The sequence below is a fragment of the Nocardia sp. NPDC059236 genome, assembly GCF_042754085.1.
In the GTDB taxonomy this organism is placed as follows: Bacteria; Actinomycetota; Actinomycetes; order Mycobacteriales; family Mycobacteriaceae; genus Nocardia.
The window spans coordinates 45,195-59,249 of record NZ_JBHZAF010000028.1 but is presented as its reverse complement, the minus strand read 5'-3'; the positions used below and the strand labels follow the sequence as shown (position 1 = coordinate 59,249).

The following is a 14,055-nucleotide window of genomic DNA, read 5'->3' as shown; positions in this document are numbered from 1 at the left end:
CTTTCCTTTCAGATCTCAGGCGGTCGCCTGGGTACGGGCGGGGGCGAATTGGCTTTCCACGGGCGCGAGTCCGTAGTGGCCGCGCAGGGTCGGGGCGGTGTAGTCGGTGCGGAACAGGCCGCGCTCCTGCAGGATCGGGACCACGCGGTCGGCGAAGTCCTCGAGCCCGCCGGGCAGGTAGGGCGGCATGATGTTGAAGCCGTCGGCCGCGCCCTGGTCGAACCAGGACTGGAGTTCGTCGGCGATCTGTTCGGGCGTGCCGGCGAAGGTGCGGTGGCCGCGGCCGCCGCCGAGTTTGCCGATGAGCTGGCGGACGGTCAGGTCCTCCTTCTCGGCGAGCTCCTTGACGAGGGTGAATCTGCTCTTGCCGCCTTGGATGTCGCTTTCCTGCGGCAAGGGCGGCAGCGGTGCGTCGAGGGCGTGCTCGGTGAGGTCGACGCCGAGCAGGGTGGAGAGTTGCCGCAGCGCGTAGTCGGGGGAGATGAGGTCGGTGAATTCCTGTTCGAGTACGCGGGCTTCGGCCTCGGTGTCGGCGATGAAGGGGACCAAGCCGGGCAGGACCTTGAGGTCGTCGGCGGAGCGGCCGTATTTGGGCAGCCGGGACTTGAGGTCGCGGTAGAACTTCTGCCCCTCCTCGATGGTGCGCTGCGCGGTGAACACCGCTTCGGCGTGGCGGGCGGCGAATTCCTTTCCGCTCTCGGAGGATCCGGCCTGCACCAGCAGCGGGCGGCCCTGGGGGCTGCGAGGCGAGTTCAGCGGGCCCCGCACCTGGAAGCGTTCGCCGCGGTAGTCGAGAGTGTGAACCTTGTCGGGGTCGGCGAAGATGCCGGTCTCCGGGTCGAGCACGATGGCGTCGGATTCCCAGCTGTCCCAGAGCCGTACCGCCAGATCGACGAATTCGTCGGCACGCTCGTAGCGGCGGGCGTGCTCGGGGATGGCGTCGTAGCCGAAGTTGAACGCCTCGTCCTCGCTACCCGAGGTGACGATGTTCCAGCCGGCCCGGCCGCCGCTGATGTGATCGAGGGACGCGAATTTCCGTGCCAGGTTGAAGGGTTCGTTGTAGGTGGTGGAGGCGGTCGCGATCAACCCGACGTGCTCGGTGACGGCGGCGATGGCGGCGAGCAGGGTGATCGGCTCGAAGACGGAGAGCGCGTTGCGCTTGATCCGGGGTCCGACGGCCAGCCCGTCGGCGAAGAACACCGAGTCGAGCTTGCCGCGTTCGGCGATGCGGCCCAGTTCCTGGAAGTGCTTCACATCCAGGACCCGATGCTCCTCGGTGCGCGGATGCCGCCAGGCGGCCTCGTGGTGGCCGACGCCCATGAGGAAGGCGTTCAGGTGGAAGGTCTTGCGTGCGTTGGACATAGAAGAGGGTTCCTTCGACGGATTTCAGTGGGCGCGCCAGCGGGACAGCCGTCGCTCGATGGCCACGAGCACGCCGTTGTAGGTGAGTCCGACCACGGCGATGGCCACGATCCCGGCGTACATGTCCGGAATCTGGAAGTTCTGCTGGGCGGCGGTGATCAGGTAGCCGAGCCCGGAGCGGGCCCCGAACATCTCGGCGGCGATGAGCACCAGGATCGATCCGGACGCGGCCATGCGGATGCCGGTGAAGATCGACGGCACGGCGGCGGGCAGGATCACCTTCTGGAACAGGCGGAGCGGCGAGAATCCCAGCGAGACAGCCGATTTCACGAGCAGCGGATCGACCGTCCGCACCCCGCTGATGGTGTTGAGCAGAATCGGGAAGAACCCGGCGTACACCACCAGCGCGATCTTGGAGGTCTCGCCGATGCCGAGGATCAGGATGAACACCGGCAGCAGCGCCAGGGCGGCGGTATTGCGGAACAGTTCCAGCACCGGGCTCAGGAACTCCGCCACCGGCCGGTACCAGGCAATGGCCACACCCACCGGAATGGCCGCGACCAGGGCGATCGAGAAGCCGATGAGCGACCGGGTCACGCTGGCCGAGACGTGTTCCCACAGTTGGCCGTTGCGGATGAGCTCGAGCCCGGCCTGCACGACCGTCGAGAACGGCGGCAGGAACACCTCGTCCACCAGCCCCAGCCGTGGCGCGGCTTCCCACAGGGCGAGGAAGGCCGCGATCACGATGGCGGGCTTGCCGATTCGCCATGCGATGCTGGCGACGGTGGGCAGCACGGCCGGAGCACGCCGGGTTTCCGTGTGGGTGCCGTCGCCGGTGCCGGCCGGCTCCGGACGGAGATCGATGGATGCTTCGACGAGTTGCAGTGCGCTAGACATGGGAGCTCCTCTTGTCGGCGGTGAGCGCGGCCTGCTCGAGGTCCTGTGCCCGCGCGACCTCGTCGTGCAGCAGGGACCAGACGTGATGGCGTAGTTCGCGGAATCGTTCGCTGGAACGGATATCCGGATCCCCGGCACGGTCGAGGTCGATGTCCACGACCGCCTTGATCCGCCCGGGCCGCGAGGTCAGCACCGCCACGCGCTGCCCCAGGTACACCGCCTCGTCGATGCCGTGGGTGATGAACAGCACCGTCTTGCCGGTGGCCCGCCAGATCCGTAACAGCTCGTCCTGCAACGACTCCCGGGTCTGGGCGTCGAGGGCGGCGAAGGGCTCGTCCATCAGCAGCACCTCCGGGTCGAAGGCCAGGCTGCGGGCGATGGCGACCCGCTGTTTCATGCCGCCGGACAATTCGTGCGGATAGCGGTTCCCGAATCCGGCCAGGCCGACCAGTTCGAGATAGTGCTCGGCGATCTCGCGGCGTTCGCGGCGGCGAATGCCCTTGGCCTCCAGCCCGAATTCGATATTCGCCCGGGCGGTGCGCCAGGGCAGCAGCGCGTACTGCTGGAAGACGATCCCGCGGTCCAGACCGGGTCCCGTCACCGGCGCCCCGTCCAGCAGGATCTGTCCGGAGGTGGGTTTGCCGAGCCCGCCGAGCAGATCCAGCAGGGTGGACTTGCCCGAGCCGCTGGGCCCGACCAGGACCAGGAACTCACCGTCCCGTACATCGACGCTGATATCGGCGAGCGCGGTGAAACTCTCCTGCTCCCCGCGCACGGCGAATTCCTTGCTGACCCCGGTGAGCGCGAGTTTGACGGTCGCGGAACTCATTTCGCCACCGCCTCACCGCTGGGACCGCTGGTGGCCGGGTAGGTGCCGTTGGCGTAGGGATTGTCCTTGTTGGTGTAGAGGTCCTTGGCCGCGAGCTTGCCCGCGGGCAGTTCCCCATTGCGGACCAGCCAGTCGATCCAGATCTGCAGTTCGCGTTCGGCGATCACGCCGCCGGGGACGGGGATACCCGAGCTCTTGTAGTACTGCAGCAGTCCGGTGTTCTCGTTGTGCCCGCGCTGGTGGATGATGTCGGCGAACCGCGCCACCACCTCGTCGCGGGGCGTGACCTGCAGCCAGCGGGTGGCCCGTGCGGTGCCCTGCACGAAATCGGCAACGGCCGCGGCATGCGACTTCAGGTAGTCGTTGCGGAAAACGTAAGTGCCGTAATCGAACTGTCCGAACAGGTCCTTGTCGGTGTAGAGCGGATGCACCCCGCCCCGCCCGACGGCGGTGTCACGGAAGACGCCACCGAGCGCGGCCACATCGATCTGGCCATTGCGCAGCGCGTCCTCGGTACTGGCGGGCGGCAACACGACCAGCTGGACCTGCTTGATCTCCTGATCGCTGAGCCCCTGGTCGTGCAGCCACTGCCGGGTGATGAACTCGTGGTGTGCACCCAGGGTGTTGACGCCGACCTTCTTGCCGATGAGGTCGCGCGCGGAAGTGATGCCGGAATTGTCGCGGACGAAGTAGCCGGTGAAGTTGAGTTCGTCGGCCCCGTAGGAGCTGAGGACAGCGGTGACGGGAGCGCCGCCCGCGACCAGCTTGATGACCGCGCCGTTGAAGGCGCTGCCGAATTCGACCTGCTTGGTGGCGGCGGCCTGGATATTGGCCGGCCCGCTGGTGGTGTCGCCCTCCCAGTGGAGGTCGATCTTGCTGAAGTAGCCGAGGTCGGCGGCCAGTTCGAAGGCGGAGACCTGACCGGTCGAGCCCTGATAGCGGAGGACGGTCCTACCGTCGGCGGTCGTGCCCGCGTCGGTTTTCGCGCAGCCGGTGAGCAGGACCAGAGCACTGGAGACGGCGAACGCGGCGGCGAGGGCGCGGCGCACCCGGGTCCGGCGGGGAGGGAATGCCATGGGGGAGTCTTTCGGTGAATACGACTGTCGCTCGGTGGGATTCGAGGGCTGGGCGACAACAGAGCGTCATGGGGATTCCTTTGCCGGACAGGGGAACTGGCGATGATTCGGCGGTGGTCACATGCTGCGATGGGCGCTGCGGTGCGGCAACCGGCGTTTCACCATGTGGAAATCAGCGTGAGCGAAACTCGGCGGCGGCGGGCACCGCGCCGTCGGTGGTCTGGAACAGCGGTGCGATCCGGCCCGCGGCGATCCGCATGGCGGGCACGACGGCCCGGATCAGCTCGCTGTCCAGGCGGGCCGAGCGGGCCTGCACCGCCAGCGCCCCGTGCACCTGCCGGCCGGGCCCGACGATGGGCACCGCCAGGGCGCGGATGGGGTCGTCGGTCTCGATCAGCTCGGAGGCGAAGCCGGTGCGGCGGACCCGGTCCAGGTCGACGTCGGCGGCGGCGCGGGCGGGGGAGTGGGCCAGCAGGGCGTGGCCCGCTGCACTGGCGTGCAGGGACTGCCGGGACCGCGGCACCTGGTGGTGGCAGAAGTGGATCGGTGGTCGGGCCTGGAAGACGGTGAGCGCGTCGCTGTCGTCCATCACGCTCACGCTGACCGTGATCCTGATGCCCGCGGCGAGCGCGTACAGATGCGGCGCAGCGGACTCCAGACCCAGCCGGGCGAGTGCGGGCCGGGCCAGGGTCGCCAGCCCGTGCCCGACGCGGTAGCGATCACCGGCTGGGCCCTGCTCGAGCAGGCCGCCACGCACCAGCGCCTGGGCGAGACGGTGTGCGGTGCTGACGGGCAGCCGGGCCCGCTGGGCGAGTTCGCTCAGCGACAGCTCCGGATCGTCGCCGTGGAAGCAATTCAGCACCTGGATCGCACGGTCGACAGCGCGTGCTCCGGAGCGGGGTTCATCGGCCATGGAGGCACTATGGTCAGGGCGCTGAACTGGGGCAATGATTGTGCGCACCGCGATCCGAGCCGGTCGGAGGGCGATTTCGGGGCGCGGATCGTTTTGTTTCGTGTTTGTATTGCGCGATCGAGGTCACTATTTTCGCGTGACCTCCGTCACAAAATAGTTTACGAATTCCAGAAATGTCATTCGACGAAATTCCGATGCGAACTGCAAAAACGGATTGAGCATCCCAGACATCGATCTGTCAACTGCCCGTGATCGTTACGTGATCTAACGTGATTGATCCGTTACCGTCGTTTCATGGCTCGGATTCGACCGGGCCCCGCTCGAATCGACGAACACCGGCAACTCCGTCCCGCGATTCGAGAGCAACCGAGAAACCCCTGGGGACGGGGACCCGCAGCCGAGAGCGCGGGCCGGCGGGCGCAGGCGAGGAAATACCTTATGCATCGCAACCGGAAGCTCACCACCCGCACATTCGCCGCCGCTGCGGCCATCGGTGCGCTCGTGTCCATCCCGTTCGCGCTGTCCACCGCGACCGCCTCGGCCGCCGGGCACAACTGGGACGCTGTCGCGCAGTGCGAGAGCAGCGGCAACTGGGGCGCCAACACCGGCAACGGGTTCTACGGCGGTCTGCAGTTCACCCAGAGTACCTGGAACGCATACGGTGGTGGCGGCAGTGCTGCCAACGCCAGTCGTGAGGACCAGATCCGCGTCGCGGAGAACGTGCTCGCCGGTCAGGGTGCGGGCGCCTGGCCCGTGTGCGGCGCCTACCTGTAATTCAGGTTTCGCGTCGGTTCGAAACGTCCGATGGCCCGTTCCGCAAAGTTGCGGCACGGGCCATCGTCGTATTCATGATCAAACGTGGGCTGCGTAGATCGCCTTCGCCAATTCGGTTTTGAGGGCCTGGAATTCGGGTGTCGCGGTGACGGTGATGGCCCGGGCGCCCGCCTCGTCATCGCCCGGTAATACGACCTCACGGTCCACGATGATTCGCCCCGGACGGGTACTCATGACCAGGACCCGGGTGGAGAGGAATACCGCCTCCTCCACCGAATGGGTCACGAACACAATGGTTTTGCCCGATTCGCGCCACAGTCGCAGCAGCTCCACCTGCAGCAGCTCCCGGGTGAGCTGATCCAGCGCCCCGAACGGTTCGTCCATGAGGATGATGCGCGGATCGTTGACCAGCACCCGCGCGATCTGTGCCCGCTGCTGCATGCCGCCGGACAGCTCGTAGGGCCGCTTGCCGCCGGCATCACCGAGCCCGACCAGCTCGAGCAGGCGCTGCGCCTCGGCGCGCCGCGTCTTCCGATCCACACCTCGGCATTTCGGACCGAACTCGAGGTCCGTATCCAGAGACCGATGACAATGATGCGGGCCATGGTCAGCGGTGTATTGAGTTGCTGACCGGCCAGATAGGCGAGCCCGCCGATGCCGGGAATGCCATTGTCGAGTTCGGCGGCGACCACGGTGGTCCAGGCGAAGCCGACCGCGACCCGGATGCCGCCGATGAGGTCGGGGAGCGTGGCGGGCAGCAGGACGCGGCCGATCACCTGGATCCGATTCGCGCCCAGGGAGCGCGCGGCGTTGATCCGGTCGGCCGTCAGCGTGATTCTGAAGGGTGAATGTGGGTCGGACCGGAGTCAACCCTCTTCCCACGGTCTTCGCCTGTGGCTAGAGTAACCGCGTTACTCGAGTAACGGTGTTACTCGCGAGTCCGCAGAGAAAGCAGAAAATGTCTGGACAACGCCGTCCGAATCCTGGGAAGCGACACACGTCCCGGAAGGTCGATCACGCCCTCGCCATCGCGGCGGCGCTGTGCCTGACCGCCGCCGGTGCCGCCGCCGTTCCGGGGTCGGCCTCCGCCGATCCGGTCAACGACTTCTATGTTCCCCCTGCGCAATTCGATTCGACGCGCGGAGCGATCATCAAGACCACCGATATCTCGGCCTACCTGGCGCAGCCGGCGGACAACGGAGTCTGGCCGTTGCCCGCTGAACAGGTCATGTACACGACCCGGATGCAGGACGGCACGCCCGTCGCGGCGACCGGTGTCTTCCTCGATTCCACCCGGCCCTGGCACGGGTCCGGGCCGCGGCCCACCATCGTCATCGCGCCCGGCACCACCGGTCAGGGCGATCAATGCGCGGTGTCGCTGGCCTTCTCGACCGGGATGTACGCGAGCATCACGCCGCCGACCTTCTCCGCGAACCAGGAGGCGATCTCGGCGCTGGTGTGGAATTCGCTGGGCGCCCGCGTCTTCGTGGCGGACTACATCGGCATGGGAACACCGGGGACCCATACCTATGTCAACCGCGTCGAGGAGGCCCACGCCGTCCTCGACGCCGCGCGCGCGGCCAACAACCTCGCCGGTTCCGGCGATGACACACCGCTGGCGCTGTGGGGGTACTCCCAGGGTGGCGGCGCCACGGCCGCAGCGGTCGAGATGCAACCCGACTACGCCCCCGAACTGAACCTGAAGGGAACGTGGGCGGGCGCGCCGGTCGCGGATCTGACCGAGGTGCTGAAGCGGGCCGACGGCAGTCTGATCAGCGGCGTGATCGGGTTCGCGCTCAACGGTTTCGTCGCGCGCTACCCCGATCTGCAGCCGATTCTGGACGAACGCACCACGCCGGAGGGCAAGGCGCTGTTGAGCGACCTGGGCAACGAGTGCATCGGTGATGTGATCCTGAAGCACCCGTTCCTGCGCAGCACCGAATTCACCGTCGATCATCGGCCGATGATCGATCACCTGCAGGAGGTCCCCGAGGCCGAGGACATCCTGCGGCAGCAGCACATCGGAAACCTCACTCCGGCAAGCCCTGTCCTGATCACCAGCGGCCGCAACGACGACACCGTCCCCTACGGTCAGGCCCGGCAACTCGCCACCGAGTGGTGCGGCAGGGGCGCCACCGTCAGCTTCCGGACCGACGAGCTGCCCCCGATCCTGCCCGGGGCCACCCTCCCGAACCATTTCGGCCCCGAATTGATCGACGGCTTCGGCACCGACAATGCGATCGGCTACCTGGTCGATCGCCTCGACGACGTGCCGATCTCGGGCTGCACCCTCGACTGACTCCCGCCGCGAAAACCCCCGCGCTGCTGTCCATTTCGTCCTGACCGCAGTGGCGTGGGGCGCAGCGCGGGGGTGGGGCCGGCTCGCGAATAGCGATCGTGCCGGTCCGTCCACAGGAGTAACGTGTCCCGCACCGAGGCCGGAACCGGGGCAAAGTCGCATCGGTTGGGGGGACGGAATGGCGACCCGCAGAACCATTTTGCGTGCAGGCGCACTGCTTCCGATGGCTGCGGCGTGCACCCCCTTCGTGTCCGGGCCGAATTCCGACACGGTGAAACTCGCGGTGCCCTGGGGCGGCGCGGAGTTGCGGGCATTCGAGGACGTGCTCGCCGATCTGCGGGATTCCCACCAGTTTTCGCACAGCACGCAGGTATTCACCCTGGGCGACGATGTGGGGACGGTGTTCTCGGCCGGCCGGTACACGCCGGACATCGTGGTGTTGCCGCAACTCGGGCAGATAACCCGGTTGGCGCAGGACGGACGGCTGCGCGCGCTCGACGAATCATTGTGGGGCGATGAATGGAAAGCGCCGCGTTATGCCCACGGCTGGTGGGAACTGGTGCATGTCGAGACGGTGTCCGGCAATCGGCTCTACGGACTGCCGTTCAAGGCCTCCTGCAAATCGCTGGTGTGGTTCGACCTGGCGAAGTTTCGACGGCTCGGCCTGCCGCCACCGGGCAGCTGGGCGCCGTGGCAGTGGCCCGTCCTGCTGGACCGCCTGGCGCGCAGTGGAACCCACCCGTTGGCGCTGGGCGCGGCCGACGGCTGGATGCTCGCCGACTTCTTCGCGAATGTGCTGCTCGCCCAGTCACCCGACGCCTACGAGAGCGTGGTGAGCCCGAACGACTGGCGTCCCGGGCAGCGGCGTGCCGAAATCACCCGGGCACTCGAGACCCTCGCCGGAATCTGGGGTTTTCCGAATGCCTTTCCCGGCAGTATCGGCCGAGCGCTCACCCAGCAATTTCCCGATGCCGTGCGCGAGGTGTTCGCCAAGGGTGACGCGGCCATGGTGGTGGCGCCCGATTTCGCCGAGCCGATAGTCAGGAGTTGTTTCCGCGGCGATGACGTGGCGATGAAACAGGCCGTCGGGGTGTCGCTGTTTCCGAGCATCCTCCCCGGATTCCGCGACGGCCCGGTGATCGGCGGCGGCGACGTCATGGTCCTGACCCGATCGGCCAAGGACGCGGCAGGCGAACTGATCCGCTTGCTGTCGCTGCCCGATGCCCCCGGCAGCTGGATCGGAAAGGAAGGCGGATTCATCGCACCCGACCTGCGCACCCGCCCGGCCTATTCGGCCATGCTCGAACCCCTCGGTCCGCGCGTCCGCTCCTGGACCGAATTCGACCTGGCCGACCGCATCGGTTCGCGGGGCGGCGACAATCCGCTGTGGGGGATCATCACGCAATTCCTGATGGATCTCGATGGCACTGCGGCGAATTCGTCGCAGCGCGCCGCCGCGGCCGTGCGCACCGCCGTGGACGCCATCTACGAGCTGGAACGCAATCGGCAGGGGTGAGATACGCGTGTATTCGGTGCATTCCAACGGCCTCGAACTGACACTCGCCACCCGCAGGCTGTCGGGGCCGCTGGTGCCGGGCCGGCATCCGCACGTCGAGGTCGTGGTCAACTACCTGGTCCGGGCACCGGCCGTCGTGCTGATGGGGCTGCTGCTGGTGGCTCCGGCGCTGTACACCGTCGGGCTCGGCGCGCGCACGCATCCGGGGCTCGCCCTCGGCTGCGGACTGCAACTGTTCGGTGGCGGCACTCTGCTCGTCGTCGACCGGCGGCGGCTGCGCACCGGAATGGCCGCCCTGCCAAGCCTGTTCGCGTTCACCGTGTGGGCGTTCGCGGCCGCGCTCGGGCTCGGTTGCCTGGCGGCCGGATCCCTGGTGGTGTGGCGGGAGCTGCCCCGCGCGAGCCGCAGCGCGTACCTACACACCGCGGGCTGGGTGGCGCTGGCCATCGTCCTGGTCGGTGTGGCCCTGGTGCTGGCCTGGCCCAGCCGACGCCTGCCGTGGCTGTGGTGGCCGTTCATCGTGCCGTTCGGCGTCTCGGCCTTCACCTCGGGGATCGCCTTCCGGCTGATACTCGAAACCGTCACGCGCGGACGGTATTTCAGCGGTGTCGCAGCGGAACGCTATGCGTTCGAAGCGGTTCTGGTGGCGGCCTTCGTCTGGACCTGGCTCGGACTGCTGGTCGGCCTGTTCCGTGCCGCCATCCTCGCGATCGAGGACGATCCGGTGCGCGCCCCGGAATTGGCCGGCGGTCCGCGCTGGCTCATCCCGATCCGGTTGTGGGCGCAGGTGCGGCCCGTCGCCTCCGTGGCCTTCCTGGTGGTGGCGGTCGCCGCGGCCCGGGTATTCGACGCGGTACTCGGTGCCGTGCCGCGGTCGCTGCAACACGATGTCGGCACCGCGACCGTGGAATGGTGGCGTCTCAACAGTGCGTGCGAGGCGAATTCGTGCGGCGAAGCGGCCGCGTACGCCCTGCCATTGACGGCCGCTCTCGTGCTGGCCGCGCTGTTCGCGCAGGATCGGATCAATGTGCGCCGCCCGAGCGGTCCGCGTCCGCTGCGCCCGCGCCCCTCCGCGTGGCGCGAGCACCTGCCCCTGTGGCGGGCCATTCCGCGCTGGCTGCTGGTGGGAGTCGCCGTGCTGGTGGTGCTGTCGCCGATCGGGGAGCTGGTCTACGTCGCGCTGCACGGGACCGTCGGGCCGAAAGCCGTTGGCGTACCAGCTGTCACGATCGATCCGGCCCTGCGCGACGCACTGCGCACCACCCTGACCGTGGCGGTCCCCGCGACCGTGATGGTCGTGGCCTTCGCACTGCCGGTCGCCCACTGGCTGGCCGCCGCGCGCGTCCGAATCGCGGTGCCCTGCCTGGTGATTCTGACCGTGCTGCCCGTATCTGGGCGCACTGCAGCGGGTGATCGGGTCCTCCGGCTGGTTCGGCACCCTGGTCCCCTTGATCTTCACCCATGCCGCCGCGGGACTGCCGATCTCGATTCTCGTCCTGCGCGGGGCCCTCCTCGCACCGGCCTACACCCCGGCCGCCGATGCCCTGTACGGACTGGCATCGCTGCGCACCATCGTCGCCCGGCTGGGTGCCGTGGTGCCGGCCGTCGTCGCGGTGGCGGTGCTGGAGTTCATCCAGGTGTGGAACGACTTCTTCATCGGACTGCTGGTCAACGGCACCGGGGGCAGCCCATGGTCGCTGCTGCTGTGGGGCTACACCCGCCAATTCGACGAGAGCTCCGCCCAACTCGCGACCGGGGCGCTGGTCTCGGCGGTCGTCCCGCTGGTGCTGCTGCTGGTGTGCTGGCGACGCTGGCTGGTGCCGGGCCTGGCCGGGGGAGCGCGGATATGAGCGAAACCGAATCCGCGCCCGGCGGACCCGAGTCCACCGAGCTGGCCCGCGAGAGCCGCAGCCTCATGGCCACGCCGAAATCCGCGGTGTGGCAGTGGCTGCTGGGCGGACCGGCGCTGGTGGGCATCGGTATCGCCACCCTGATCGCCAATGTGATGACCGAAGCGTTCAAGGCGAACCCCGCCGTGCGGTGGACCGAGTCCGCCGTCGGGTGGGTCGTTCTCGCCTACTTTCTCACCGAATCCGCCCGGCGCGGTTATCGATTGGTGCAGGATCGCGCCGGGCTCAGGGGTCCGCGACCCGTGGAGTTGCCCGATCCCGAAGCGCCCTGGGGGCCGGAGCCCGAGCCGGAGACGAACCCGGAGCTGAGGGGCAATTGGGCCGCGGCCGTGCTCCGCGAGCTGCCCATTCGAACCTATGAGACTGCGGTGCTCCTCGATGTGCTCGGGGCGAGCGCCGCGGCTCGGCTCCCCGCCACCACGGCGGAGACCGAATCACCCTCCGCACCGCGACTATTGGCGAGCCTGACCAGAGCGGGCGCGGTGGAGCCGATGCCGCCGGGGCGCTACCGGCTGGCCGAGGTCCCGTCCGCCGGCGAGGATCCCGCCATCACCGAGACGCCCGAGTGGCGGGCCGCGCTCGCGGTGCTGCTCCGCAGGCACGCCGAGGAGGCCACGCTGTGGGCGCGGGCGCTCGATCTTCCGGCACACGCCGTGGTCGCGCGCCGCTGGTTCGAGAACGAGGAGCCCCGGCTCTGTCTCCTCCTGCGCAACTGTGCGCAACGGGCCGAACCGGAAGCGGGACAGGCGAACAACACCCTGCTGAACCGGGTCCGCGCGGTGGTGCCGGATCTGGCCGCGATCGCTGACGCGCTGGACATCTGGTATGCGCGCACCGGACGCGCGGAGGACAGCCCGGGCACGGGCGGCGGCCCGCACGACCCCGGCCCGGCGGCAGCGATGGTGACGATCACGTCCGTGACCCGATACGGCCCGCTGCATGCGCTGGCCGATATCCGCGCGACGGTGCCGGAGCGGCGACCGGCGCGCTACAGCCCGTGGACGGTGTCCCGCAGCCTGCGCGCTCGCGCCCTGCATCGACAGGCCCTGGAGGCCATGGACACCACGGACGCGAATCTGAGCAAGGCGGTCAACCTCCTGGAACAGGCGTGGTGGCTGCTACCGCGCGAAGACGTCGCCGGTGAGGTGTGCGCCCTGGTGAACATGGCGATCGCGCACCTCGTGCAGGGGCGGCACACCGCCGCACGCGACCGCCTGGAATTGGCCGAATCCATGGCCGCGGGCGGGCGCGACCCCAGCGGGCTGGCCCACGTGCACGAGATCGCGGGTGTTCTCGACTGGTCGGTGGGCGAACCGCGGCATGCGCTGGTGCGATGGCAGACCGCCCTGGGCGAATGGCGCGCTCTCGCCGACGATCTCGGCACCGGCCGGTGCCTGCAACATCTGGGGTCGGCCGCGGCGGTCGAGCCGACGCTCGCCGCGTTTCTCCTCGACTCCGATGGCGCCGCACCGGCCGAGGTGGTCCGTCGGGCCATCGGCTGGCTGGTCCGGGCACACGACCTCGACAGCGCGCTGAATTACGCCGAGGCACACCAGGATGACCTGCTCGCGCAACTGAACGAGCTGATCGAACCCGCACCGCCCCTGGATTCGCTACCCGGCTTCGACCAGTGGCCGCTGCTGCCGCCCGATCAGGCGACGGGCTCCGGCTGAGCCTCGGGTTCCGCCACGGCCATCCTCGCGTCCACGACCAACCCGATCACGCCGACCGCCAAACAGGCTGCCGTGACGATCAATTGGGCGGGGGAGGTGCGATTGGTGAGGGCGTCGCCCAGCAGCACCGTGCCCACGGTGCCCGGGATGATTCCGATGAAGGTGGCGATCAGGTACGGGGTGAACCGGATCGAAGACAGTGCGGCGCAATAGTTCACGATCGAGAACGGCGCGAACGCGATCAGCCGCAGCGATCCGATCGCCAGCCAGCCCCGCCGCGCCAACCGGGTGTCGACCGCCTGCACGGTCGGATGGGTGAGCCGCGCGCGCACCCGCTCGTGATCGAGGGCGCGCACCAGCCACAGCGCCAGCACCGCACTGAGTGTCGTGGCGGCGAGGGCCAGTGTGAGTCCCTCCACCGAGCCGAACAGCATGCCCGCGCTGAGGGTGAAGATGGTGCGCGGGAAGGGCGCGACACATACCAGCGTGTGCACCGCGAAGAACACCAGCGGCAGCAGCGGCCCGACCGAGTCGGCCCACTGCCGGATCTGCTGGGGTGCCGGGTGCGGTGCGAAGGCGGCCAGCGCGAAAAGTAGCCCGCAGCCGATCAGCAAGGCCAGATTTCGCGGTTGACGGAGACGGCTGAGCAGCCCGGATACCCGCTCGAGCGGCACACGCACGGTTGTTGGCACCGCGCCAGGTTACCCGCTGGTAGTGAGACTCCGGAGACCGTTATCTCGAGGCTGCCGCTAGCATCAGGGGAAAGACGATGAATGCTCGTTAACCAAAGTGGCCGTTGAGCTGGG

At 68.4% G+C, this 14,055-nt stretch carries 11 protein-coding genes and 1 pseudogene; 4 read left to right on the top strand and 8 right to left on the bottom strand.

All coding sequences use genetic code 11. The annotated features are described in order from the left end of the window. Positions 1-15: 15 nt before the first annotated feature. From ACFXIV_RS42605 to ACFXIV_RS42585, 5 genes are all read right to left on the bottom strand, one after another. Positions 16-1,362 (bottom strand): LLM class flavin-dependent oxidoreductase, encoded by a 1,347-nt coding sequence (locus ACFXIV_RS42605; protein ID WP_379402654.1) that lies wholly within the window; start codon positions 1,360-1,362, stop codon positions 16-18. Between the two features lie 24 nt (positions 1,363-1,386). Beyond that, complete coding sequence (locus ACFXIV_RS42600) at positions 1,387-2,259, bottom strand: ABC transporter permease (protein WP_379402653.1); 873 nt, start codon at positions 2,257-2,259, stop codon at positions 1,387-1,389. Beyond that, positions 2,252-3,088 (bottom strand): ABC transporter ATP-binding protein, encoded by an 837-nt coding sequence (locus ACFXIV_RS42595; RefSeq protein ID WP_379402652.1) that lies wholly within the window; start codon positions 3,086-3,088, stop codon positions 2,252-2,254. The genes ACFXIV_RS42600 and ACFXIV_RS42595 overlap by 8 nt, the downstream gene beginning before the upstream one ends. Next, positions 3,085-4,164, bottom strand: a complete 1,080-nt coding sequence (locus ACFXIV_RS42590; RefSeq protein WP_379402651.1) for an ABC transporter substrate-binding protein — start codon at positions 4,162-4,164, stop codon at positions 3,085-3,087. The genes ACFXIV_RS42595 and ACFXIV_RS42590 overlap by 4 nt, the downstream gene beginning before the upstream one ends. Positions 4,165-4,336: 172 nt before the next feature. Next, a complete protein-coding gene (locus ACFXIV_RS42585; protein ID WP_379402650.1) occupies positions 4,337-5,077 on the bottom strand; it encodes an IclR family transcriptional regulator in 741 nt (246 codons plus the stop codon). Positions 5,078-5,515: 438 nt separating this feature from the next. Here ACFXIV_RS42585 and ACFXIV_RS42580 point away from each other — a divergent pair, with 438 nt between their 5' ends. Then, positions 5,516-5,851: a transglycosylase family protein gene (locus ACFXIV_RS42580; RefSeq protein ID WP_379402649.1), complete on the top strand. Its 336-nt coding sequence runs from the start codon at positions 5,516-5,518 to the stop codon at positions 5,849-5,851. A gap of 78 nt (positions 5,852-5,929) precedes the next feature. Here ACFXIV_RS42580 and ACFXIV_RS42575 read toward each other — a convergent pair whose 3' ends face one another. Next, a complete protein-coding gene (locus tag ACFXIV_RS42575; RefSeq protein WP_379402648.1) occupies positions 5,930-6,391 on the bottom strand; it encodes an ABC transporter ATP-binding protein in 462 nt (153 codons plus the stop codon). A gap of 98 nt (positions 6,392-6,489) precedes the next feature. Continuing rightward, positions 6,490-6,627, bottom strand: a pseudogene (locus ACFXIV_RS42570) (ABC transporter permease); the annotation flags it as partial. Positions 6,628-6,809: 182 nt separating this feature from the next. Between ACFXIV_RS42570 and ACFXIV_RS42565 the strand changes: the two are divergent. The 3 genes from ACFXIV_RS42565 (at position 6,810) to ACFXIV_RS42555 (ending at position 13,249) form a co-directional block, all read left to right on the top strand. Further along, complete coding sequence (locus tag ACFXIV_RS42565; protein WP_379402647.1) at positions 6,810-8,150, top strand: lipase family protein; 1,341 nt, start codon at positions 6,810-6,812, stop codon at positions 8,148-8,150. Positions 8,151-8,373: 223 nt separating this feature from the next. Then, positions 8,374-9,666: an ABC transporter substrate-binding protein gene (locus tag ACFXIV_RS42560; RefSeq protein ID WP_379402646.1), complete on the top strand. Its 1,293-nt coding sequence runs from the start codon at positions 8,374-8,376 to the stop codon at positions 9,664-9,666. A 7-nt stretch (positions 9,667-9,673) separates the two neighbouring features. Then, complete coding sequence (locus tag ACFXIV_RS42555; protein ID WP_379402645.1) at positions 9,674-13,249, top strand: hypothetical protein; 3,576 nt, start codon at positions 9,674-9,676, stop codon at positions 13,247-13,249. On the opposite strand, the gene ACFXIV_RS42550 is transcribed toward ACFXIV_RS42555, so the two are convergent. Next, on the bottom strand, positions 13,228-13,941 hold the full coding sequence (locus tag ACFXIV_RS42550; protein WP_379402644.1) for a TVP38/TMEM64 family protein: 714 nt from the start codon (positions 13,939-13,941) through the stop codon (positions 13,228-13,230). The genes ACFXIV_RS42555 and ACFXIV_RS42550 overlap by 22 nt on opposite strands. Positions 13,942-14,055 lie beyond the last annotated feature (114 nt).